We start from the raw sequence: 23921 nt of genomic DNA on the forward strand, positions 1-23921 counted from the left end.
ACTAACCTCCACAAGTCACCTTGAGCTAAACCTTTGACACACCTTTATTTGTAGTAGGGAGCATCAGCACATGCAACTCGGGATCATTGGACTGGGCCGCATGGGCGGCAATATTGCGCGGCGCCTGATGCTCAATGGGCACACCACCGTCGTCTATGACCGCAATGCCGCTTTTGTCGAAAACCTGAGCCAGGAAGGCGCGACGGGCGTCGCGGACCTGCCGGCGCTGGTCGCCGGCCTGGAGAAGCCTCGGGCTGTCTGGGTCATGCTGCCGGCCGGCGCACCCACCGAAGACACCATCAACGTGCTCAGCGACCTGCTCGAGCCAGGGGACGTCATCATTGATGGCGGCAACACGTACTACAAGGACGACATCCGGCGCGCCCAGGCGCTGTCGGAAAAAGGCTTGAACTACATCGACGTCGGTACCTCCGGCGGCGTCTGGGGGCTTGAGCGCGGCTATTGCATGATGATCGGCGGCGACACTGAAGTCGTGCGGCGCCTGGACCCGTTGTTCGAAAGCCTCGCGCCGGGCATCGGCGATATCCCGCGTACCCGTGACCGCAAGTCTGACGACGACCGCGCCGAACGTGGCTACATCCATGCGGGCCCGGCCGGTTCCGGTCATTTCGTCAAGATGATCCACAACGGTATCGAATACGGAATGATGCAGGCCTTCGCAGAGGGCTTCGACATCCTCAAGACCAAATCCAGCGAAAGCCTGCCACCGGAGCAGCGTTTCGACCTCAACCTGGCCGATATCGCCGAGGTCTGGCGGCGTGGCAGCGTGGTTTCGTCCTGGCTGCTGGACCTGACCGCTGATGCGTTGGCCAGCGATCCGAAGCTCGATGGCTTCTCCGGCGAAGTTGCCGACAGCGGGGAAGGGCGCTGGACCATCGAAGCGGCCATCGAGCAAGCGGTGCCGGTACCGGTGCTGTCCAGTTCGCTGTTCGCCCGTTTCCGCTCCCGCCAGCAAGCCACCTATGGCGACAAGATGCTCTCGGCCATGCGCTTCGGCTTTGGCGGCCATGTGGAGACGCCGAAAAAATGACCTCGATCGGCAGGAAATCCAAGGCAGAACCGGCACCACCGACCACGTTGTTCCTGTTCGGTGCTCATGGAGACCTGGTCAAGCGTTTGCTCATGCCGGCGCTCTACCACCTGAGTCGTGACGGGTTGTTGGGGGATGGCCTGCAGATCATTGGTGTCGACCACAACGCTATCAGCGACGTGGATTTTGCAAAAAAACTCGAGGATTTCATCCGTAACGAAGCGGCGAGCAAGGGCGGCGATCCCGACCAGGCGCTCGATCCGGTGCTTTGGGCCAGCCTGGCCCGGGGCATCAGTTACGTCCAGGGTGATTTTCTCGATGACAGTACCTACGAAGCGCTGGCGGCGAAGATCGCCGCCAGCGGCACCGGCAATGCGGTCTTCTACCTGGCGACCGCGCCACGCTTTTTCAGTGAAGTGGTCCGCCGCCTTGGCGCGGCCGGGCTGCTTCAGGAGCAGGATGACGCCTTCCGGCGCGTGGTGATCGAGAAGCCGTTCGGCTCCGACCTGCAAACTGCCGAGGCGCTCAACGCCTGCCTGCTCAAGGTGATGAGTGAAAAGCAGATCTACCGGATCGACCATTACCTGGGCAAGGAAACGGTGCAGAACATTCTCGTCAGCCGTTTCTCCAACAGCCTGTTCGAGGCGTTCTGGAACAATCACTACATCGACCACGTACAGATTACCGCCGCCGAGACCGTCGGCGTGGAAACCCGTGGCAGCTTTTATGAACATACCGGTGCCCTGCGGGACATGGTGCCCAATCACCTGTTCCAGTTGCTGGCGATGGTTGCCATGGAGCCGCCGGCCGCGTTCGGCGCCGACGCGGTGCGAGGCGAAAAGGCCAAGGTGGTGGGCGCAATCCGGCCCTGGTCGGTCGAGCAGGCTCGGGCCAACTCGGTACGCGGCCAGTACACGGCGGGTGAGATCAACGGCAACCCGGTCAGCGGTTACCGCGAGGAAACCAATGTCGCGCCCGACAGCAGCACCGAAACCTACGTTGCGCTCAAGGTCATGATCGATAATTGGCGGTGGGTAGGCGTGCCGTTCTACCTGCGCACCGGCAAGCGCATGAGCGTGCGCGACACGGAAATCGTCATTTGCTTCAAGCCGGCGCCGTACGCGCAGTTTCGTGACACCGAGGTCGACGAACTGCAACCTACGTACCTGAGAATCCAGATTCAGCCCAACGAAGGCATGTGGTTCGACCTGCTGGCCAAGCGGCCCGGGCCGGCACTCGACATGGCGAATATCGAGTTGGGCTTTGCCTACAAGGACTTCTTTGAAATGCAGCCATCAACGGGTTACGAGACCCTGATCTACGATTGCCTGACGGGCGACCAGACGCTGTTCCAGCGCGCCGACAACATTGAAAACGGCTGGCGCGCGGTGCAACCCTTCCTTGATGCCTGGCGCGAGGATGCAAGCGTCCAGCCTTACCAGGCTGGCGAGGATGGCCCGGCGGCGGCGCACGATCTGTTGACTCGCGATGGTCGCGTCTGGCATGGCCTCGGATGACTGATCAGTTGAAACGTCCGATCCGCTTCCTGCTCAGTGACATGGACGGCACTTTGTTGCTTCCTGACCACAGCCTCAACCAGCGCACCATCGAAGCCGTCCGCTCCTTGCGTGAGGCCGGCGTGCTGTTCAGTCTTGCTACCGGGCGTCCGCCCCGGGCGATGTTGCAGCAGATCGAAGCCCTGGGTGTCGACCTGCCCACGGCGGCGTTCAACGGCGGTACGCTGGTGCACCCCGATGGCAGTTTTCTCGCGGTTCATTACTTGCCGCCTGAAGCGGCGTTGAGCACCCTGGCCCTGTACGCCGATCAACCGGGCATCGAGGTCTGGGTGTTCGCCGACGGCGAGTGGCTGGTGCGCGATGCCCACGGGCCGATGGTGCCGGTTGAAACCCGTGGCCTGGGTTATCCGCCTTTGGAAGTCGAGAGTTTCGAGCCTTACCTTGAGCGCATCGACAAAATCGTTGCGACCAGCGCCAATACCGATCTGCTGGTCGAACTGGAGGCTCGCTTGCATCCGCTGCTCAAGGGCCAGGCCCAGGTCTCGCGTTCGCAACCGATCTACCTGGACGTGACGGCGATGAAGGCGAACAAAGGGGAGGCGCTGGCGACCCTGGCGCAGTTTCTTGGCGTGCCGCTGGAACAGACCGCCGCCATGGGGGACGGCGGCAACGACCCGGCGATGTTCCATCGCGCGGGGCTGTCGATTGCCATGGGGCAGGCGGAAGAGGCGATCAAGCGTCAGGCTGACGTGATCACCGCCGCCAATACCGAGGACGGCGCGGCGCTGGCGATCGAGCGGTACATCCTGCCGGGTTAGGCTGCCTGTTGCCAGGCCAGGCTGCCATGCGCTCTTGTGGCGAGGGAGCTTGCTCCCGCTGGACCGCGTAGCGGTCCCATTCTGGCGGTTCTTCCCAACCGAGGGGGAGCAAGCTCTCCCTCGCCACAAAAATCACCGGTATCGAGCGATAGCTCTATAGCCAATAGGTCACTGCATACCAGCCGAGGCCGCCCATCACCACCGTATACGGCACGGCCATCCAGACCATCCGACCGTAGGACAGACGGATCAGCGGAGCGATCGCCGACGTCAGCAGAAACAGGAACGCTGCCTGGCCGTTTGGCGTGGCGACGCTGGGCAGATTGGTGCCGGTGTTGATGGCGATCGCCAGGGTCTCGAACTGCTCGCGGCTCATGTGACCGGAAACAAAGGCCTGTTTCACTTCGGTGATGTAGATGGTGGCGACGAAGACGTTGTCGCTGATGGCCGACAACAGGCCATTGGCGATGAACAGCATGCCCGGCTGCTGATCGGCCGGCAGGGCCAGGACCCATTGGATCAGCGGTGTAAACAGCTGCTGGTCATGAATGACCGCGACCACCGCAAAGAACACCACCAGCAGCGCAGTGAACGGCATGGCGTCCTTGAATGCGCTGCCGAGTCGGTGCTCGTCAGTGATTCCGGTAAAGGCGGTGATCAGGACGATCACTGCCAGGCCGATCAGGCCGACCTCGGCAATGTGCAACGCCAGGGCGACGATCAGGAGCAGCGCCGCGAGGCCCTGGACGATGAGTGCCGCGCGTTGGCGCGCGGTGCGATCGTGATTGTCCTGTTCGGCGTAATCGGCCAGAACCGCTCGCACATTCTCCGGCAGCAGCGTGCCGTAGCCGAACCAGCGCAGCTTCTCCAGCGCCACGCAGGTCACCAGTCCGGCGACCAGAACCGGCAGCGACACCGGTGCGACCTTGAGGAAGAATTCCGCGAAATGCCAACCCATTTCATGGCCGATCAGCAGGTTCTGCGGTTCGCCTACCAAGGTACAGACACCCCCCAATGCGGTGCCCACGGCGCCGTGCATGAGCAGGCTGCGCAAGAACGCGCGGAACTGGTCCAGGTCTTCATGGTGCAGGGAAGGCAGGTCATGGTCTTCATCAACGCTGCTGTCCTGGCGCGGGTCATTGCCGGACGCAACGCGGTGATACACCGAATAGAACCCGACGGCGGCACTGATGATCACCGCGGTGACCGTCAGTGCATCGAGAAACGCCGAGAGAAACGCCGAGAGAAAGCAGAACATCAAGGAGAGCAGCGCTTTGGAGCGCACGCCCAGCAGCAGGCGCGAGAACAGGAACAGCAGCAGGTCCTTCATGAAATAGATGCCCGCCACCATGAACATCAGCAGCAGGATGACCGGGAAGTTGTGCAGCAGTTCGTCATACAGGGCCTTGGGCGTGGTCATGCCCATGGCCAGGGCTTCGATCATCAATAGTCCGCCCGGCATCAGCGGGTAGCATTTCAGCGCCATGGCGAGGGTGAAGATGAACTCCACAACCAACAGCCAGCCGGTAACGACCGGGCCGAGTGTGGACAACACCACGGCGTTGAGAATCAGGAAGGTGATAATGCACGCCTTGTACCAGCGCGGAGAATGCCCCAGAAAGTTGTGCGCGAACGCTTGAGCCATTGGGCCGGACATTGGCTGCTCCTTTTAATTAGAAGCGCGCAAATTGCCGTAACAAAAGAGGAATATCAAGCGTGGGCCGGATAAATCCGGCCTCGATGCCGACAAAGGCTTTCGATCCGATGCCAAACCCGGCAAACAATCACCGGCTGGTCATGGATTTATTCAGGCATCGACCACGATTGCAGCTTGTAACCTTCCTGGCTCAACTCGGCACGGGCCTGCTTCAACAGGTCGGCAAGTTGCGCTGGGTCCGTATAGGCACTGCTGGGGATCTGGGTACGGCCGATGTGGGTGTTGGTGCGGTCGATGACGGTCAGGCTGAGCTCGCCGTTACCGTCTTGTGGCGCCCAGGCAACGCATTGGAAAGGACGGAATGCGCGGTCGGCAATCAAAAGAGCTTCGTTGATACGGAGCGGGGCGTTCATGGCGTTATCTCTCAATAGTGCCCAATCAAATGATCTGCCGTCGGTTGGGCGCACCGTGCGGCTGGTTACTTGTACTGATGTCCCGAACCCGGGAGCGGGTCACACAATCGATGAATAAATTTCGATTTTCTTTCAGACCAGGCTTTCGGAGTTTTGTTTGAAAGGGGGATGAAAGATTCGCAGCGTGGTGAACTAACGAAACGCCCGCTTATAACCGGTTCTCTGATGTCCTGATAACTAATCGATACAAGCAAGTGTCAAGTTCTTGCTACTGTTACATGCAGGTTCGCCAAACGCCTGTTTCTAATCATATTTCCTTATTTTGGCGCCAAGGATCAGTCGTGATGGAAACCAGTGCGTTGCGTCGTCTGCTCGTGGTCGATCCTTGCGATGATTGCTATCGCCTGTTACCGGGTCTGCGCGACATCGGTTGGGACGTCGACAGTTGCTCCCTGGAGCACGCCAGCGACCGGACGTGTGACGTCGGCTTGTTGCGCCTGCAGCCTTTTCATCTGGAGCGCCCCGAGGCCGTCAAGGAATTGATTCGCCGCAGCGGCGCCGAGTGGATCGCCGTGCTCAGCCAGGAAGTGCTGCGCCTGCAAAACGTCGGCGATTTTGTCTGCGAATGGTTTTTTGACTTCCATACCCTGCCGTTCGATGTTTCCCGGGTCCAGGTGACATTGGGCCGGGCATTCGGCATGGCGCGGTTAAGGGGACGGGGCGCGGTTCACATCAATCAGCCCGAACATGAGCTGCTGGGCGACAGCAAGCCGATTCGCGAGCTGCGCAAATTATTGGGCAAGCTGGCCCCCGCCGAGTCACCGGTATTGATTCGAGGCGAAAGCGGCACGGGCAAGGAGTTGGTTGCGCGCACCCTGCATTGCCAATCGCACCGGCGCAACAAGCCGTTCATCGCGATAAATTGTGGCGCAATCCCCGAGCACCTGATCCAGTCCGAGCTGTTCGGCCACGAGAAGGGCGCGTTTACCGGCGCTCATCAACGCAAGATCGGACGGATCGAAGCCGCTCATGGCGGCACGTTGTTTCTCGATGAGATCGGCGATCTGCCGTTGGAGCTGCAGGCCAACCTGCTGCGTTTTTTGCAGGAAAAGCACATCGAGCGTGTAGGCGGCAGCCAACCGATTGCCGTCGATGTGAGGGTGCTGGCGGCGACGCATGTCGACCTGGAGGCGGCCATCGAGCACCGGCGTTTTCGTGAGGACCTGTATTACCGCCTCAACGTCTTGCAGGTGGTCATGGCACCGCTGCGCGAACGCCATGGCGACCTGTCGATGCTGGCCAGCCACTTTGCCCATTTCTACAGCCACGAAACCGGTCGCCGACCGCGCAGTTTCAGCGAGGATGCGCTAGTGGCGATGGGCATGCACGACTGGCCCGGCAATGTGCGGGAACTGGCCAACCGCGTCCGTCGCGGCCTGGTGCTGGCCGAAGGGCGGCAGATCGAGGCCCGCGACCTTGGCCTTGTCGGCCAGCTGGGCGTCGCCGCACCGATGGGTACCCTGGAAGACTACAAGACCCGCGCCGAGCGCCAGGCGTTGAGCGATGTGCTCAACCGCCACAGCGATAACCTCAGCGTGGCGGCTCGCGTGCTGGGCGTGTCGCGGCCGACGTTCTATCGGCTGTTGCACAAGCATCAGATTCGCTGAGCAGCCCAACGACCAGTCAAAAAGTGGGAGCGAGCCTGCTCGCGAAGGCGGCGGATCAGCCACAATCATGTCGACTGACACACCGTCTTCGCGAGCAGGCTCGCTCCCACAGTGGAATGCCGTGGGGCGTCATCCGGCCTTAGAAGTAATACGGCAATTTCAGGCTGAAAGTGAAGTCCGGCGCATCGTCGGTCAGCCCGATGGACAGGTTGGGCACGATGGTCAGGTTGTCGCTGGCGGCCACCGTCATGCCGATGTTGAAGTAACCGGCGTTGGCGTCGCTGGAGACCACCGATTCCCAGTTCCCGCCGTCCTGCTTGAGCTTGCTTTGCTTCTGGATCAGGTCCGAGACCGAGAACGACATGCTCATCTTCTCGTTCAAGGCAAAGGCGATGCCCGCGCCGATCTGGAAGCTGTCGCCGATGCGCACCTTGCCTGGCACTTCCTGGTTGACGGTGGAACTGATGTCGTCGAACGATTCTTCGAAGTTGTGGGTGTAGGACAGGCTGCCGAACAGTACAGCCGGGTCGAAGGTCTTGACCAGGGATATACCGGGCGTGATCGACCACACGCCGTTACCGGTGGGCAGGTCTTCCGGCACGAACAGGTTGGTGTTGGCCTGGGACTGGCGCAGCTTGATGCCGAACGGATCCTTGCCGGTGGGTGCCTTGACGCGCAGGGTCACCACGGCGTCCGGGCTGTTGACCGATTCATCCATGAACTTGTACGCAATGCCGAAATTGACGTCGCCGATGGTGGGGTCGCGGGTCACCGTTTCTTCGCTGGTGACGCCGGCCGCGCCCTGGTTGGCGCCACCGGACTGGTAGGTGGACTCGCGGTAGATCACCGGCACGTTGAGGTCGAACTGCCAGCGATTGTCGAAGTTGTAGCGACCGGTAAGGTCCAGGGTCCAGGTGTCTGCCTTGATCCGGTCCAGGTTGATGTTGCCAAGGAAAATCGAATCCAGGGCCAGGAAGCCGTTGAGGATCAGTTGCCGGGTGTCGTAGCGCGAGTAGGTCACGCCGGTTTCGAAGCTGAATTTGCCGCCGCCGAAAAAGCCGCTGGCTTCGTCATACAGGTTGGAGACGCTCTGGGCCGGTTGCGAGTCGTCGGCCAGGGATTGCCCGTAACCACTGCCACCCGCCGTTGCCGCGCCGCTGCCGGCCACGCCTTGGTTGCCTTTCATGTCGGCGGGAGATTTGGCCAGGCGCTTGGGCGGCGGGACAGTGGGTTGATCCTCGACCTGGCGGACTCGCTGTTCGAGTACCGCCAGGGCTTTTTGCTGGACCTCGTAGCGTTGCTTGAGCTCGAGAAGTTCTTGCTTCAGGGCCTCGATGTCCGCGTCCGGTGCCGCTTGCAGCACGGTCGCCGGAAACATCGTGCTTAAACACATCACAGCGCGCAACGATACGGATCGATACATGAAATATGCCGTCCCTAGTTAGCCCAATGATCGGAGATCAGCGTAGTTCAATATCCGAGGTTTCGAAGGCCGCGCAGCTGCGTCAGGTTGCAGTCCAATGCCCCGGCGCTGGGGCCGTTGCTGTTCAGCACCACGTTGAGCTGGGTCATGTTGTTGACCAGGTTGCCGTTGCCCAGCAGGCGGGTGTTTTGCAGCAAGCCGCCCTGGGCCACCTGTTGCAGGGTGCTGCCCTGGTTGTGGTTGGCCTGGATCGCCATCTGCACGCCGCTGCCGGTGGCGGTGACCGCCACGCTGCCGGCGGCGTTGCTGCCGCTGATGGTCTGGCCCTTGTCGAGCAATTGGCCTTGGGCGGGCGCCAGGGCGGGTGCCTGGCTGCTTTCTTTCACGTTGATGCTGACATTGTTGTACGCGCTGTTGCCGTCGCCCGCGGCGCGCACGCTCTGGGTTACGCCCTGGCCCGAGCCGAGACCGGCGCCGCCGGTGATCGTGCCGCCACCCTGTTCGGGGGCGCTGCCGTTGCCGGTCTGCTTGATCGTGGAGACGTAGAACTGCGGTTTGACCGTTGCAGCCTGGATCTGCATGGAACTGGAAGCGCCGATCAGGTCGCCACTGGCGTTGCGCCAGGTGCTGCTCATGACGATGCCAAAACTGATGACTCGTCCGGGCATGACGTAGCGACCGCGCAGCTCGGCGAGCTCCTGGTCCTGGACTTCGATGGGTTTGAAACCGGCGTGGGCAAGACCCGACGTCGTTGCGGCCAGGCAGGCCAGCGTGAGCCAGTATGAGCGTTTCATCTGTTGCTCCCGGAGCGTCCTGCTCCTTTTGTATTTTTATTGGCAGTTGTTCGGCGATTAGAAAAAGTCGCTCTGGATGAAGCCGAAATCCATCAGTTCCGCGTCCTTGACCGGGTTAAAACCGTCCAGCTTGTTGCGCGCTGTCAGAGGTTGCGGAGGGCTGCGCAAGGCGTTGGTCTTGTCATAGCCGGGGCCGACGATGGCGAAGACAATGCCGTTCCAGCCTTTTACGAATTCGTCATGGGCGTAGCGTTTGTGGCCAAGCACCGGGTCGGCGACATACACCCATCGCTTGTCCGCCCGCTGCAGCACCACGAAGTGCTTGTAGCCACGAATTTCCATCAGGACCACGACCGGGATCGTCACCGCGGCGAGTTTTTCCGGCGGTATCCGATAGCCGCGAGCGCGCATGCCGATGGTTTCCACGTAGCGCTTCATGTCCAGCATGGAGAAACCCTGGGTGCGGACCAGATCCTGGTCGGCATTGACCAGCATGCCCTTGATGACATGTTCTTCGTCGACGTCCAGCCAATAGGCCTGGCGCAACACAGTGGCCAGCGCGGCGGCGCCACAACTGAAATCGGTCTTCTGCTCGACGATGTCGCTGAACTTGCGCTCGCGTACGCTTTGCACGGGTTTGTAGACCAGCATGCCGCCAGGCAGGGCGGCGACCGGCATCTGCGCGGCTTCGGTCAAGCCGGCAAGCAAAACCAACAGGCAAAGGGCAGTCGCACGCATGGTCGATACGCCTGGTGATACCCGGGGAAAAGCCCCTGTGGGAGCGAGCCTGCTCGCGATAGCAGTGTGTCAGACAACACAAAGGTCACTGATCCAATGCTTTCGCGAGCAGGGCTCTTCCACAGGGGGACCTTTTTACATGCAAGCCTTGCAGCCGGCAGCAATCGACAGCGAGTTGCTTTGCTGGTTGCCCACGCCCGCCGACACGTTGGCGCCGCCGTTGCCGGAGAAGCCGTTCATGGAGTTGGTCATGGTGGCGTTGTTGTAGACCGGATTTTTCCAGCCGTCGCGAGTCAGCACCTGTTGGGTATTGCTGCCGGCAAGTTCGAAAGTGCCCACGGCGGAGAACTTGAACTTGTCGTCATCGTGACCACCACCGTAACCGCCCTTGTTGCCCCAGCCGCCGTCATCCTCGACGGTACCGGTGCCTTTGGCCTTGAAGGTGCCGGAAGCCTCGGAGGTGCTGGTGAGGGTGTCGGTCTTGTAGGTCCGCACGCCTTTGTTGTCGACGACAAGGCCGGTGGACGACTGGTCGGCCGCGGCGGAAGCCTGGGCGACACGACCGCCCGATACGGCGATGGCCAGGTTGTTTTTCTGCTGGTTGAAGTTGCCGGCGGTCACGTTGATGCCGATGTTGCCGGAGCCGTTGTTGCCCGCGCTGGTGAGCGAGGCGTTGTTCTGCGTCGAGTTGTTCTTCACATAGTTGTTGTTATTGACTTGTGTGGCGCTGGACGCTGCGACAGCCGAACCGAAGATGAAGCTTTCGTCGGCGGTGGCCAGGGCGGCGGCATTGTCTTGCTGATTGCCGTCGCCGGCGGCGATGTTGGCGCCCATATTGCCGTTGCTGCCGTTGAGCGAGTCAGTGGCTTCAGCGGTGTTGCGGGTGGCCTGGTTGGTCACTACGTTGCCGTCGCTGTTCTGCTCGTCCAGCACGGTGGCCCCAGCGCCGGCGCTGATGGACAGCAATTGATCCAGCGTCGGCCCTTGAGGGCCATGGTTGCCATGACCGTTGCCGTGGCCGTTACCGTTTCCGCCGGCCTGCGCAGCCATTGCCATGACCGCGGCGAGAGCGAAAACCAATGGTTTGAGCGCCATTGTAGGTTTCATGGTGTTTCTCCTTGCGTGTCGTTGGTTAAGTGTCGGTACGTTCTTATCCACTGCGCCGGATCAGTCTGCGACCCGGATGCTCAGGGTGTTGGCCATGCGGTTCCCCACCCCGGCACTCTGGTTCACCTGGATCACCCCTCGGCTGCCGGTGAAGGCCTGGTCGCTGGTGGCGACCTGGCGACTGCCGGTTGGGGTGTCAGTTGCTCCCGAGTTCGGTACCAGCGCCACGTTCTGTTGGGAAAGGGCGCTGTCGTCCATGCTCTGCGGGTGGGCACTGATACCCACGCGCATGACATTGGCCATCTGGTTGTTGGCCCCGGCGGACTGATTGACGCCCAGCACGCCGTTGCCGTTGGTGAAAGAACTGCCGCCGATACGCGCGCTCGCGTTCATCGACGGGTCGGCCGGCGTATCGAGGCGCTGGTGCACGACGGTGCTTGCGTGGGCATCGGTGCCGATGGCGATGGCGCGGGTGTTGGTCTGCTGCGTCTGGTCGCCGGCCGCCTGGTTGACGTTGAAATTACCGGTGTAACGACCGCCGGAATTTCCGAGGTCGGCCTGGTTGACCACCGCCACGCCCGGGGCGGCGAGCACGGTGGAGCTGCCGAGCAGGACAACCATGAGCCAGGTTGGATTCATCTCACTGGCCTCCCGCCAAACGACCCAGAGGGGCCAGGCCAGAACTCAGCGAGCGGTTGATGGTGCCCGAGATGGCGCCACCGCTGCCGCCACCGTGGCCAGCACTCATGCCCGGCATGCCGTTGGGGTTGGTCACGACATTGACGCCCTGCACGCCAGTATTCGGAGTAATTGTGTTGCGTATTGTCGAGCCGCTGGCGACACCGGCAAATTCGCCGTCGCTGAGCTCGGTACTGGCGGTCGCCTGGTTGATCCGGACGGACGGATTGGCATTGACGGTGGTCGGGTAGGGGTCTTTGCCGCCATTGCGACCGAAATGAACCGGTTGCACGTCGCGGTCGAGTACGATGACGCCGTTACCCTCGGCCTGGGCCGGCAGACTGAGCGTCGTCGCACCGACGGCGCAGCCGATCAACAACAGACAGGTCAGATTTCTGTTGGAAGTCCCCATGACATCGATTCCTTCTTCGCTGGACGCTGGCCCTAGTCAGCGCTGCGAAGGGAAGAGCAGGTGTTGTGCCGTGTTTGAAAAAGACTTCGTATTCAATAGCTTGTAAGAAGGGCGCAGATCCGTGGGCGAAACCTGTTTCATCGCTGAGACAGGCTCGTGGCCCGCAACGGGCCGCCGCTGCCGCAGGGCTCTGGATCCATGCGTTCGGGGCGTGGTGTATCAGTGACTTTACAGTCAGGGTCGTAACGGATGGGAGTGGCTTTGCATCTGGGCTCGGCGCATCAATGATGTTTCAACGATGAAACAACCTCAGGCCTGGAGGAGCCGCGCAACGGCGGCAAACGCTTGCTCGCGCCGTTGCTCCCAGTCGCCTTCAATCAACAGGAACGGTTGTTGGTGGCGAACCAGCCAGTCGCTGAGGGTCTCGAAAAACCTCACCCGTTCTGCCAGCTCCGGCTGGCAGCGCAAACCGTCGCCGACCCATTCGACCTGCTCGGGGCTGAGCAGCAGATGCAAATCGTAATGGCGCGCCAGCAAGGCGGGTTCGAGCCATTCCGGGCAATCACCGAACAGGGTCTGGCTCCAGAGGATATTGCTCAACAGATGGGTATCGAGGATCAGCAGCGCCGGTTGCCGGGCGCGAGCCGCGTCTTCCCAGGCGACTTGCCCGGTGGCGATATCGGTGATGTCGGCCAGGCAGGTATCACGCTGGGTTTGCTCCATGAAGTGGCGCACGTATTCGTCCACCCGCAAACCACCGAAATGCGCCTGCAATTGCCCGGCGAGCCAGCTCTTGCCGCTGGATTCCGGGCCGGTCAGTACGACTACTTTCATGTGCGCAGGGCCGGGTCGGCGCGCCATTCCCGCCAGCCTTGCACCGCCAGCAGGGTAAACAGGGCATAGAGCGCGGCGGTCAGGTACAGGCCCTTGTAGACGAACAGGCCGACAAAAATCACATCCAGGACGATCCACAGCGGCCAGCACTGCACACGCTTTTGCGCCATCCACCACTGGGCCACCAGGCTGAAACCGGTCAGCGCCGCGTCGAGCCAGGGTTGGGCAGCATCGGTCCAGTGCGCCATGGCCGCCCCGAGCATCAGACTGCCCGTCGCACCGATGGCGAGGCTGAGCAGCACTGACGGCGTACCTAGATACGTCACCTGCCGACCGTGGTGATTGTGTCCGGCACGGGTCCACTGCCACCAGCCATACAGTTGCAGGACGGCGTAGACCATCTGTAAGAGCATGTCGGAGTACAACTTCACGTCGAAGAAGAACCAGCTGTACAGCAGCACCATGACCAGGCCGATCGGCCAGCACCAGGGATTCTGCTTGACGGTCAACCAGACAGCGATCACGCCGAGGGCTGCGGCAAACAGTTCAAGCCCGGACATGGCGGTTCCTTGGGGAAGACGAAGAGGGCGGGGATTGTAAACGTTATGGCGGGCGGAGCTCCAATCCTGGTGCTGGCTGTGCTATCGCCTTCGCGAGCAGGCTCGCTCCCACATTGGTTTTGTGTTGCCCTCAGATCTTGTGCCCACCGCAAGCCCCCGTGGGAGCGAGCTTGCTCGCGATGGCGGTGGGTCAGCTTGCATCAATGCTGAATGTGCTACCGCATCGCGAGCAAGCTCGCTCCCACAGGGAATTTGCGCTGGACACAGATATGAGGCCAACACAAATCCATTGTGGGACCATCAGCCTCAGACCCGAAACTGCTTGAGCAGGCCGTTCAGTTGTTCGCTCAGGCCTTTGAGGCGGGCGCTTGCCACACTCGACTGTTCCGCGGCCATGGCGGTGCTGTGGGACAGGCCAGCGGCCTGGGTGACGTTCTGGTTGATGTCTTCCACCACATGCGCCTGTTGCAGGGTGGCGCTGGCGATGGAGGCGTTCAGGCTGTTGAGGTTGCGCAGGGCCTGGCCGATGGCGTTGAGGCTGGCGCCGGCCAGTCCGGCCTGCTCGATGGTCAGTTGCGAGGCACGGCTGCTGTCGCTGATGACTTTCACCGCGGCTTCGGAATGATTTTGCAGGCGCTCGATCATCGCCTGGATTTCAGCGGTGGACTTCTGCGTGCGCTGGGCGAGCAAGCGCACTTCATCAGCTACCACGGCAAACCCACGGCCTTGCTCGCCGGCGCGGGCGGCTTCAATGGCGGCGTTGAGCGCCAGCAAGTTGGTCTGCTCGGCAATCGAGCGGATCACTTCCAGCACGCTGCCGATCTGGGTGCTTTCGCTGGCCAGGGTGCGGATCACTTCCACGGCCTGGTCGATGGTCTGGGAGAGCCGGTCGATCTGCTGCAGGCTGCCGTCGATGTTCACCTGGCCCTGCTGGGCCTGGGATTCGGCGTCGCGCATTTCGCTGGCGGCATGTTCGGCATTCTTCGCCACATCCTGCACGCCATAAGTCACTTCGTTGATGGCGGTCGCCACCAGCTCCATCTGTTGAGATTGCTGCTGGCTGCGCTGCTGGGCCTGGGCGGCATCGTTGCCCAGGTCGCTGGACGATTGCCCCAACTCACTGGCTGAGGCCTGCAACTGACCCACGACCTGGCGCAGCTTGGCGGTGAAGGCATTGAAGTGCCTGGCCAATTGCGTGACTTCGTCCTGGCCATGGGTGTCGAGGGTGCGGGTCAGGTCGCTCTCGCCGCTGGCGATGTTGGCCATGGCATTGACTGTCTCCTGCAGGGGCCGGACGATGCTGCGTACGATCAGGGTCAACAGCAGGCCCATGAACAAGGTGATCGCCAGGCCGATCAAGGAAGCCTTGATCAACTGGGACCGGAATTCGGCCTGTACATCATCCACGTACACGCCGGAACCGATGATCCAGCCCCAAGGCTCGAACAGTTTTACATAGGACGTTTTCCCCACCGGTGCCTCGGCGCCCGGCTTGGGCCAGAGGTAATTCACCATGCCGGCGCCCTTGGCCTTGGCGATGGCGACCATTTCGTTGAACAGCGCAAAACCGTTCGGATCGCGAATGGCCGAGAGGTTCTGCCCTTCAAGTTTCGGGTTGGTCGGGTGCATGACCATGACCGGCGCCAGGTCGTTGATCCAGAAGTAGTCATTCTGGTCATAACGCAGGCCGCGCACCGCGCTGAGCGCCTGCTTCTGCGCCGCCTCGCGCGTCAGGGTGCCGGCAGTCTCCAGGCCATGGTAATAGCTCAGTACGCCGCTGGCGGTCTGGACCACATGTTGGGTTTTCTGCACCTTGGCCTGATACAGATCGGTGTGGATCTGCTTGAGCATGAACGCGCCCAGCGTGAACAACATCACGATGGCCACGACCAGGATGAGCCACAGGCGTCGGCTGATCGATACACTGCGCAAGCTATTCATACGCTGTCACTCCGGTTTTTATTCTTGTCATTAACGACGGCGGCACTTTAACGCTCGACGTCTACGCGCGATTGACCTGGGTCATAACGCGGCAGCGTTATCAGGGCTTGTCTGATAGGATTTCGGCCCCGCAGCGCAAAACCTGAGTCGCTTCTGATTTTTCATTGGTTTTTTTTGCAAGGTCGCGGTTATCGTGCAGCCGCTGCGTGCACTTGCGTAACATTTGAATAGCGACAAGGCCTGAAACGACAGGCTTTTCTGGGGGATGAATGGATTTGTGGACGGCCTTTTCGGCATTGATTCTCGGCGTGGTAGAAGGGCTGACGGAGTTCCTGCCGATTTCCAGTACGGGGCACCAGATCGTCGTCGCCGACTTGCTTGAATTCGGTGGGGAGCGCTCGATGGCGTTCAACATCATCATCCAGCTCGGTGCGATCCTGGCGGTGGTCTGGGAGTTTCGGCGCAAGATCTTCGACGTGGTGCTGGGCCTGCCGACCCAGCCCGGCGCGCGCCGATTCACCGCCAACCTGTTGATCGCGTTTTTTCCTGCGGTGATACTGGGCGTACTGCTTGCCGACTGGATCCACCATTACCTGTTCAACCCGATCACGGTCGCCACGGCACTGGTATTGGGTGGTCTGGTGATGCTCTGGGCCGAGAGGCGCCAGCACACGGTGCACGCCGAAACCGTGGATGACATGACCTGGAAGGATGCGCTGAAAGTCGGCCTGGCCCAGTGCATCGCGATGATTCCCGGCACCTCTCGCTCCGGTGCGACCATCATTGGCGGCCTGCTGTTCGGCCTGTCGCGCAAGACCGCCACCGAATTCTCGTTCTTCCTGGCCATGCCAACCATGGTCGGCGCGGCGGTCTACTCGGGTTATAAATACCGCGAGCTGTTCGTCCCGGCGGATTTCCCGGTGTTTGCCATTGGTTTCATCACGGCGTTCATCTTCGCCATGATCGCGGTCAAGGGCCTGCTGCGCTTCATCGCCAGCCACAGTTATGCGGTGTTCGCCTGGTACCGGATTGCGTTCGGCCTGTTGATCCTGGCGACCTGGCAATTCGGCTGGGTCGACTGGACGGCTGCCCAGCCTTGAACGAATCGGCCAGGCGAGTCGCACGTAACACCGGCGGGGCCGTGCAGAACCTGCGCCTCAAGCTGATGGTGTTTGCGATTCTGTGCGCGTTGCCGCTTTCTGGCTCGCTGCTGCTTGGATTGCGGGGCGAGTCGTGGGTGCCCATGACGGCTTACGGAGTCGTCAGTGCCGTGGCGTTCCTGCTTTACTGGAGCGACAAGCGCAAGGCACGCGCCGATGCCTGGCGCACACCGGAGAACGTTCTGCACGCGGTCGAACTCGCCGGTGGCTGGCCGGGCGCACTGCTGGCCCAGCAGGTGTTTCGCCACAAGACCCGCAAAGTGTCGTTTCAAGTGGTGTTCTGGTTCATCGTGTTGTTGCACCAGGGGTTCTGGATCGACCAGTTGTTCCTGGGTGGCCATCTGTTGGCGTTGTTCTGATCGGTACGCGTCCCCTGTGGGAGCGAGCTTGCTCGCGATGACGTCGGTACATCCAACATCTTCATTGGCTGTGGCGCCGCCATCGCGAGCAAGCTCGCTCCCACATTGGTATGCAGCGGTCGCAACCCGACTGAGCCGCTACAGCAACAACCCCACCTGCGTACGCTTGGGCAACTTGCTGACCACCAACTGATGGGAACGTCGCAACAAACTGCGCAGCTCATCATCGCCCAGCGGGTAGGGCACTTGCATGATGACCCATTGGGCCCTGGCCAGGTACGGCGCCGGATGAATACCGGGGCGGTCGCAATGGCCGAGAAACAGGTCCTTGTCGACCTTGAACGCCAACGAATCCCCCCGCAGGTTCTGCAAGGCGAACATCTTGTTGCCGGCGATCGAAAATACTCGCACGCCGCCCCACTTATAGTCTTCCCGGGCGCCCGGCAAGCCCAGGCAAAACCGCGCGACGTCCTCTTCGCTCAAGCTCATAGCGTCCTTTCTCCACATTGTTCAAAAGCTTCCACCAGATGATCGATCCACGCGCGCACCGCCGGCAGCATGCCGCGCCGGTGAGGATAGACCGCCTGGAGCCAGCCATCCGGTGATGACCATCCAGGCAACAGCTCCACCAGTCGACCGTCGCGCAGTTCTTCTTCGCAATACATGCTCGGCAACAAGGTAAAGCCCAGGCCCGTCAGGGTGCAGGCGCGCCGCACAATAAAGTCGTCGATGCCCAGGCGCGCCTCCAGGGCCAACTCGACGCTTTGCCCCGCGGTACTGAGCAAGCGCACATGCACCAGGCGATCCGCCTCCAGCGCTCCCAGCACCGGCAATTGCCTGAGGTCGTCCGGGGTTTCGATCTGTCGCCCGTCAACGAGCGCCGGGCTGGCAACCAGGGTCAGGCGCGCCTGGCGCAAGCGCCGGGTCATCAGCAGCGGGTCTTCGTCGCCCAGGTCACGGACGCGCAACGCGACGTCGATGCCCTCGCTGATCAGATCCACGCGCCGGTTGAGCAGGATCATCTCCAACTGCACCTGGGGGTATTTTGCCAGGAAGCTTTCGATGATTACCGGCAGGAACTGGTGTGCCAGGCCCACCGGGCTCGACACTCGCAAACGCCCACGGGGCTCGCTGGACATGCTCGCCACCGCTTCGTCGGCCATTTCCGCTTCCAGCAACATGGCCTGGCAATGACGCAGGTAACGTTCCCCCACGGCGGTCAGCTTCAACTGGCGGGTGGTGCGTTGCAGCAGTCGGGCGTCAAGGCGCTCTTCGAGCTCGGCGATTCGCCGTGACAAGCGTGACTTGGGGATGCCCAGCAAGCGCCCGGCGGCCGCGAAGCCACCGGCTTCAACCACCTTGGCAAAGTAATAAAGGTCATTAAGGTCTTGCATGTCGAATCGATTGTCCTGTCAGTGGAACGAACCATCACATTCTTGCAGACTTATTTCTGATTGGCTTCATCGATAGGATTGTTCTCAATTGATCGCCTGGTTGCGATCCTCACTTGGAGAGCATTCACATGAAACTGTTGCACATCGATTCGAGCATCCTCGGCGACAACTCCGCTTCGCGCCAACTGAGCCGTGAACTGGTGCAAGCCTGGAAAGCCGCCGAGCCAGCTATCAACGTCACCTATCGTGACCTGGCCGCTGACGCCATCAGCCACTTTTCCGCGCAGACCCTGGTCGCTGCCGGCACCAGCGCCGAATTGCGCGACGCCGCTCAACAGCACGAAGCTGACCTCAGCGCGTCGACCCTGGCCGAGTTCCTCGCTGCCGACGCGGTGGTGATCGCAGCACCGATGTACAACTTCAGCATCCCGACCCAACTCAAAGCCTGGATCGACCGCATCGCCGTGGCCGGCCAGACCTTCCGCTACACCGAAGCCGGCCCGGAAGGCCTGTGTGGCGACAAGAAGCTGGTCATCGTTTCCACCTCGGGCGGCCTGCATGCCGGTCAACCGAGCAGCGTGGGGCATGAACAATACCTGAGGCTGATGTTCGGTTTCCTCGGCATTACCGACATCGAATTTGTTCGCGCTGAAGGCCTGGCTTACGGTGACGACATGCGCACCAAGGCCATCAGCGAGGCCAAGCTGCAGATCAGCCAGCAGTTCGCCGCTGCGTAAGGCTTGCGTAGAGGCATCAAGCTCTGCGGGCAACCTTCGGAAAACCCTGTATTCTCGTCGTCATCGGATGGCTGGGGTGCAGGGTTTTCCTGCATTTGGCGCTGGCAATCATGGCGCAGGTCGTGCATGGCCGGAGCGGCGAGCGACGTGGCTCCCGGTGGGTGGGTGAGGGTGGACTATTCAATGATGCGTCTTGGTGCGCTGCTGCTGTTTTGCTGGGTCAGCGGTCTCGGTTCGGTGCAGGCCGCGCCGGCGCCACATCCGCATTGGAGCGCGGGCTTTCATGAGCTGGATTTTCCTGATCCGCTGGACCACCAGCCGATGCATGCCATCGCGTTTTACCCCTCCACCGCGAAGGAGCAATCCAGTCTGTTGGGCGGCTATCAGATCGATGCGGCGGCGGATGCACAGATCGCCATCGGGCGGTTTCCGCTGCTGATGCTGTCCCACGGCAATACCGGCACGCCGCTGGCCCTGCATGATCTGGCCACGTCGCTGGCTCGCAAGGGCTTCGTCGTGGTGGCGGTGATTCACCCCGGTGATAACGCCCAGGATCACAGCCGGCTCGGTACGCTGAGTAACTTGTACGGGCGGCCGATCCAGATCTCCGAAGCCATCACCGTGACGCTGAATGACCCGATGCTGGCGCCCTTCGTCAACGCCGGGCAGGTGGGTGTGATCGGCTATTCGGCCGGTGGCGAAACCGCGCTGATCCTGTCCGGCGCCACGCCGGACCTCAATCGCCTGCGCCGTTATTGCCAGGAGCGACCGGATGACCGTGACGCCTGCAATACCCAGGGTGAGCTGATCGCCGACCGCGATGACCTGTATCCGGTGGCCGATCCCAGGGTCCGCGCGCTGTTGCTGATGGCGCCGTTGAGTTTGAAGTTTGGTCGGCACACGCTGGCCGATGTCCATGTGCCGGTGCTGCTCTACAGCGGCGACGGCGACAAACTGGTGGCTTTCGACAAGAACGCTGCGGCCCTGGCGCGCAAGCTGCCTACCGCGCCGGATTTCAAGACCCTGGCCGGGGCGGGGCACTTTGTTTTCATGGCGCCCTGCACGGACGAGCAGATCGCCGCGATGCCGGCGCTGTGCACCGATGCCGACGGCGTTGATCGCAAGGACATCCACCGCACGATGATCACCGAAGCCAGTCGCTTCTTCAGCCAGGCGTTGGGAAAACCGACCCGCGCGGGCCTGCGGACCGCCGATCAGTGATGCGGGCTTTCGGCTCGCCGACGCAGCACGAGCGTCAGGCCCAGGCCGATGATCGACAGCAAGGCGGCGAAGAAAAAGATTGACGAGTAGCCCAGGTTCAATGCCACCGCGCCCATTAACGGTCCGGCAATCGCCAGTGCCAGGTCAAAGAACACCGCATAGGCGCTCAACCCGGCGCCGCGGCTGCTGTTGGGCACCTGCTTGATAGCCTCCACGCCCAGCGCCGGGTACACCAGCGACAACCCGAAGCCCGCCAGCCCCGCGCCGACCAGGGCGAATGCGGTGGACGGCGCCAGCCACAGCAGCACCAGGCCCAGGGTCTCGATGCTCATGCAGACAATGGCCGAACTGAAGCCACCGAAGCGGGCGATGCTGGAGATGAACAGCAACCGTGACAGGATGAAGCAGATGCCGAAAACGCTCAGGCACCAGGCGGCGCCGGTCCAGCCTCGGCTGAGATAGAACAGGGTGATGAAGGTGGTCAGGGTGCCATAGCCGATCGAGGCCAGGCACAGGCTCGTCCCGAACGGTGCAATGCGTCCGAACACGGCCCAGAAGGGCAGGCGCTCGCCGCGAACGACCGGCACCGAGGGTTTGTTGCGAATCAGCAGCAATGCGCCGCCAGCCAATAAGGACAAGGCGATGCCCAGGCTGGCGAAACCCAGGCCGCCGACCATGACCACGCCCAGCGGTGCGCCGATGGCGATGGCGCCATAGGAAGCGATGCCGTTCCAGGAAATCGAGCGGGCGGTGTGTTCCACGCCGACCTGTCCCATGCACCAGCTGATGGTGCCGACGCCGATCAAGCCTTGGGCGACCCCGAGCAGCAAACGCCCGGCAATCAGGATCAACAGGCTGGGCAACGGAAAGCTTTGCAGCAGCGTCGACAACAGCGTCAGCACGCCACTGAGCAGGATGCCCACCAGGCCGTAGACGATCGCCCGCTTGGTGCCGACATTGTCCGACAGGCGCCCGGCCATGGGCCGGCTGAGCAACGTCGCCAGATACTGCGAGCCAATGGTCAGCCCGGCGACCACGGCGCTGAAGCCCAGTTGCTCATGGACATACCCAGGCAACACGGCAATCGGCAGGCCGATGCAGAGGAAGGCGATGAAGGTATAAAAAACGATCGAGACGATCTGCAAGGTGATCGACAGGGAACTTGGGGCGGGCTGGGGCGTTGGCATGGCAGCTCGTTCGCGGGCAGCGGTAAGAGTGCTTCATCATGGCGCGTGCGGGGGAGAAAAGGAAGCAGGCTAACGGTTCGCTATCAATGATAGCTTCATAGTCAGCTAGGTCACCCACTTTGCTATGGGAACAGGGCCATTGTGGGAGCGAGCTTGCTCGCGATGGCGGTGGGTCACGCAATGAGATGCTGACAGGCTGGGCCTCATCGCGAGCAAGCTCGCTCCCACAGGTTTTACGTCGCGGTCATGAAAAAAAAGCCCTGTCACATGGACAGGGCTTTCACTTTCAGCTTGCGGCTGTTTTAGAACAACACACCCTGGCTGCGCAGGTAGTCGTCATAGGTGCCGCTGAAGTCGACCACGCCGTCGGCGCTGAGCTCGATGATGCGGGTTGCCAGGGACGACACGAACTCACGGTCGTGGCTGACGAAGATCAACGTGCCCGGATAGTTTTCCAGCGCCAGGTTCAGCGCTTCGATGGATTCCATGTCCAGGTGGTTGGTCGGTTCGTCCATCACCAGCACGTTCGGCTTTTGCAGGATCAGCTTGCCGAACAGCATGCGGCCTTGTTCACCACCGGAGATGACCTTGACCGACTTGAGGATCTCGTCGTTGGAAAACAGCATGCGGCCCAAGGTGCCACGAACCAGCTGCTCGCCACCCTGGGTCCACTGACCCATCCAGTCGAACAGGTTGACGTCATCTTCGAAGTCATGGGCGTGGTCCTGGGCGTAGTAGCCCAGTTCTGCGGCGTCGGTCCATTTCACGGTACCGGCATCCGGTTCCAGTTCATTGACCAGGGTGCGCAGCAAGGTGGTCTTGCCGATGCCGTTCGGGCCAATGATCGCCACGCGCTCACCGGCTTCGACGGTGAAGCTGAAATCCTTGAACAGCGGCTTGCCGTCGAAACCCTTGGCCATGCGTTCGACAATGACCGCCTGGCGGTGCAGCTTCTTGGTCTGCTCGAAACGGATGAACGGACTGACGCGGCTCGATGGCTTGACCTCGGCCAGCTGGATCTTGTCGATCTGCTTGGCGCGGGAGGTGGCCTGCTTGGCTTTCGAGGCGTTGGCCGAGAAACGGCTGACGAACGACTGCAGTTCGGAAATCTGTGCTTTCTTCTTGGCGTTGTCCGACAGCAGTTGCTCGCGGGACTGGGTCGCCACGGTCATGTACTCGTCGTAGTTGCCCGGGAACAGGCGCAGCTCGCCGTAGTCCAGGTCCGCCATGTGGGTGCAGACACTGTTCAGGAAGTGACGGTCGTGGGAGATGATGATCATCAGGCTCGAACGCTGGGTCAGCACGTTTTCCAGCCAGCGGATGGTGTTGATATCCAGGTGGTTGGTCGGCTCGTCGAGCAGCAGCACTTCCGGGTCGGAGAACAGCGCCTGGGCCAGCAATACGCGCAGTTTCCAGCCTGGCGACACTTCGCTCATCGGACCGAAATGCTGCTCGATGCCAATCCCCAGGCCCAACAGCAGTTCACCGGCGCGAGATTCGGCGGTGTAACCGTCCATCTCGGCAAATTCGGTTTCCAGCTCAGCCACGGCCATGCCGTCTTCTTCGGTCATTTCCGGCAGCGAATAGATGCGGTCGCGCTCGGCCTTGACCTTCCACAGCTCTTCGTGACCCATGATCACGGTGTCGATCACGGTGAATTCTTCGTAGGCGAACTGATCCTGGCGAAGTTTACCCAGGCGCACGTTCGGCTCGAGCATCACTTGGCCGCCGGACGGCTCGAGGTCGCCGCCGAGGATTTTCATGAAGGTCGACTTGCCGCAACCGTTGGCGCCGATCAGGCCGTAGCGGTTACCCGCGCCGAACTTGACAGAGACGTTTTCGAACAGTGGCTTGGCGCCGAACTGCATCGTGATGTTAGCTGTAGAGATCAAAGGTTTATCCTGCGGAACATTCAGAGTAGCTAAGGGTGCGGCAGTACCTGTTCAGTACCTGTTTGCGCAAGTCGCGACCGCGCAAGCGGCTTGGCGGTCACTGGCGCAAGGGTCCATCCGGCATAAGAGGACAGCTGCATACGGAGCGCCTGGCCCGAGTGGATATGCGCCGAAGCCGGGATTGCCGGTGTCAGCCAGAGGGGGCGCTTGATAGTTGGCGGCGATTGTACTGATCTGGCCGCGTTAACGATAGGGTGTAACCCAGGCAAGACAGTTTTTCACAACGCGGGGATAACTTTAAATCGCCAACTGTGGCTAAAATGCCATCTCACTCGACGCCATCTCCCTTGCCGCTTGGCTG

General features: G+C 61.5%; 23 protein-coding genes. 8 read left to right on the top strand and 15 right to left on the bottom strand.

What is annotated here, in order from left to right; all coding sequences use genetic code 11:
* Positions 1-70: 70 nt before the first annotated feature.
* From gnd to PSH78_RS11820, 3 genes are read left to right on the top strand one after another with little or no spacing between them, the layout of a single operon-like run.
* Complete coding sequence (gene gnd / locus PSH78_RS11810) at positions 71-1051, top strand: phosphogluconate dehydrogenase (NAD(+)-dependent, decarboxylating) (RefSeq protein ID WP_305500662.1); 981 nt, start codon at positions 71-73, stop codon at positions 1049-1051.
* The gene (zwf, locus tag PSH78_RS11815) at positions 1048-2568 is read left to right on the top strand and encodes a glucose-6-phosphate dehydrogenase (protein ID WP_305500664.1); all 1521 of its coding nucleotides are present in this window, start codon (positions 1048-1050) and stop codon (positions 2566-2568) included. Before gnd ends, zwf begins: the two co-directional genes overlap by 4 nt.
* Positions 2565-3386, top strand: coding sequence for an HAD family hydrolase (locus PSH78_RS11820; protein WP_305500666.1), 822 nt, complete (start codon positions 2565-2567; stop codon positions 3384-3386). Before zwf ends, PSH78_RS11820 begins: the two co-directional genes overlap by 4 nt.
* A gap of 154 nt (positions 3387-3540) precedes the next feature.
* Here PSH78_RS11820 and nhaB read toward each other — a convergent pair whose 3' ends face one another.
* Both nhaB and PSH78_RS11830 read right to left on the bottom strand, forming a co-directional pair.
* Entirely contained in the window at positions 3541-5043 is a 1503-nt protein-coding gene (gene nhaB, locus PSH78_RS11825; RefSeq protein ID WP_305500667.1) for a sodium/proton antiporter NhaB, read from the bottom strand.
* Between the two features lie 146 nt (positions 5044-5189).
* Complete coding sequence (locus tag PSH78_RS11830; RefSeq protein ID WP_030142711.1) at positions 5190-5456, bottom strand: hypothetical protein; 267 nt, start codon at positions 5454-5456, stop codon at positions 5190-5192.
* Between the two features lie 344 nt (positions 5457-5800).
* On the opposite strand from PSH78_RS11830, the gene PSH78_RS11835 reads away from it, so the two are divergent.
* Positions 5801-7123 (top strand): sigma 54-interacting transcriptional regulator, encoded by a 1323-nt coding sequence (locus PSH78_RS11835; RefSeq protein WP_370871096.1) that lies wholly within the window; start codon positions 5801-5803, stop codon positions 7121-7123.
* Between the two features lie 139 nt (positions 7124-7262).
* On the opposite strand, the gene PSH78_RS11840 is transcribed toward PSH78_RS11835, so the two are convergent.
* From PSH78_RS11840 to PSH78_RS11880, 9 genes are all read right to left on the bottom strand, one after another.
* Positions 7263-8546, bottom strand: a complete 1284-nt coding sequence (locus PSH78_RS11840) for a hypothetical protein (protein ID WP_305500672.1) — start codon at positions 8544-8546, stop codon at positions 7263-7265.
* A gap of 47 nt (positions 8547-8593) precedes the next feature.
* Positions 8594-9340, bottom strand: a complete 747-nt coding sequence (locus PSH78_RS11845; RefSeq protein WP_305500674.1) for a hypothetical protein — start codon at positions 9338-9340, stop codon at positions 8594-8596.
* A 57-nt stretch (positions 9341-9397) separates the two neighbouring features.
* On the bottom strand, positions 9398-10078 hold the full coding sequence (locus tag PSH78_RS11850; protein ID WP_305500676.1) for a C39 family peptidase: 681 nt from the start codon (positions 10076-10078) through the stop codon (positions 9398-9400).
* Positions 10079-10213: 135 nt separating this feature from the next.
* Positions 10214-11185, bottom strand: coding sequence for a heme utilization protein (locus tag PSH78_RS11855; protein ID WP_305500678.1), 972 nt, complete (start codon positions 11183-11185; stop codon positions 10214-10216).
* A 60-nt stretch (positions 11186-11245) separates the two neighbouring features.
* On the bottom strand, positions 11246-11824 hold the full coding sequence (locus tag PSH78_RS11860; protein ID WP_305500680.1) for an adhesin: 579 nt from the start codon (positions 11822-11824) through the stop codon (positions 11246-11248).
* A gap of 1 nt (position 11825) precedes the next feature.
* On the bottom strand, positions 11826-12275 hold the full coding sequence (locus PSH78_RS11865) for a hypothetical protein (protein WP_305500681.1): 450 nt from the start codon (positions 12273-12275) through the stop codon (positions 11826-11828).
* Between the two features lie 309 nt (positions 12276-12584).
* The gene (locus PSH78_RS11870) at positions 12585-13109 is read right to left on the bottom strand and encodes an AAA family ATPase (protein WP_305500682.1); all 525 of its coding nucleotides are present in this window, start codon (positions 13107-13109) and stop codon (positions 12585-12587) included.
* The gene (pnuC, locus tag PSH78_RS11875; protein WP_305500684.1) at positions 13106-13669 is read right to left on the bottom strand and encodes a nicotinamide riboside transporter PnuC; all 564 of its coding nucleotides are present in this window, start codon (positions 13667-13669) and stop codon (positions 13106-13108) included. Before pnuC ends, PSH78_RS11870 begins: the two co-directional genes overlap by 4 nt.
* Before the next feature lie 306 nt (positions 13670-13975).
* Positions 13976-15610, bottom strand: a complete 1635-nt coding sequence (locus tag PSH78_RS11880) for a methyl-accepting chemotaxis protein (RefSeq protein ID WP_305500685.1) — start codon at positions 15608-15610, stop codon at positions 13976-13978.
* A 269-nt stretch (positions 15611-15879) separates the two neighbouring features.
* Between PSH78_RS11880 and PSH78_RS11885 the strand changes: the two genes are divergently transcribed.
* Together PSH78_RS11885 and PSH78_RS11890 are read left to right on the top strand one after the other, a co-directional pair.
* Positions 15880-16710: an undecaprenyl-diphosphate phosphatase gene (locus tag PSH78_RS11885; protein WP_305500687.1), complete on the top strand. Its 831-nt coding sequence runs from the start codon at positions 15880-15882 to the stop codon at positions 16708-16710.
* Positions 16707-17129, top strand: coding sequence for a DUF1294 domain-containing protein (locus PSH78_RS11890; protein WP_305500688.1), 423 nt, complete (start codon positions 16707-16709; stop codon positions 17127-17129). The genes PSH78_RS11885 and PSH78_RS11890 overlap by 4 nt, the downstream gene beginning before the upstream one ends.
* Positions 17130-17267: 138 nt before the next feature.
* Here PSH78_RS11890 and PSH78_RS11895 read toward each other — a convergent pair whose 3' ends face one another.
* Positions 17268-17618 carry an MmcQ/YjbR family DNA-binding protein gene (locus tag PSH78_RS11895; protein ID WP_305500690.1) on the bottom strand — a complete coding sequence of 117 codons (351 nt, stop codon included), beginning with the start codon at positions 17616-17618 and terminating at the stop codon, positions 17268-17270.
* Positions 17615-18523, bottom strand: a complete 909-nt coding sequence (locus PSH78_RS11900; RefSeq protein WP_305500691.1) for a LysR substrate-binding domain-containing protein — start codon at positions 18521-18523, stop codon at positions 17615-17617. Before PSH78_RS11900 ends, PSH78_RS11895 begins: the two co-directional genes overlap by 4 nt.
* Positions 18524-18651: 128 nt before the next feature.
* Here PSH78_RS11900 and PSH78_RS11905 point away from each other — a divergent pair, with 128 nt between their 5' ends.
* Entirely contained in the window at positions 18652-19260 is a 609-nt protein-coding gene (locus PSH78_RS11905; RefSeq protein ID WP_305500692.1) for an FMN-dependent NADH-azoreductase, read from the top strand.
* A gap of 183 nt (positions 19261-19443) precedes the next feature.
* Positions 19444-20481 (top strand): dienelactone hydrolase, encoded by a 1038-nt coding sequence (locus PSH78_RS11910; protein WP_305500694.1) that lies wholly within the window; start codon positions 19444-19446, stop codon positions 20479-20481.
* On the opposite strand, the gene PSH78_RS11915 is transcribed toward PSH78_RS11910, so the two are convergent.
* Together PSH78_RS11915 and PSH78_RS11920 are read right to left on the bottom strand one after the other, a co-directional pair.
* Entirely contained in the window at positions 20475-21668 is a 1194-nt protein-coding gene (locus PSH78_RS11915) for an MFS transporter (protein ID WP_305500695.1), read from the bottom strand. The genes PSH78_RS11910 and PSH78_RS11915 overlap by 7 nt on opposite strands.
* 302 nt (positions 21669-21970) lie before the next feature.
* On the bottom strand, positions 21971-23560 hold the full coding sequence (locus PSH78_RS11920; protein WP_215005954.1) for an ABC-F family ATPase: 1590 nt from the start codon (positions 23558-23560) through the stop codon (positions 21971-21973).
* Positions 23561-23921: the final 361 nt, after the last annotated feature.

This window comes from Pseudomonas sp. FP198, assembly GCF_030687895.1.
GTDB lineage: Bacteria > Pseudomonadota > Gammaproteobacteria > Pseudomonadales > Pseudomonadaceae > Aquipseudomonas.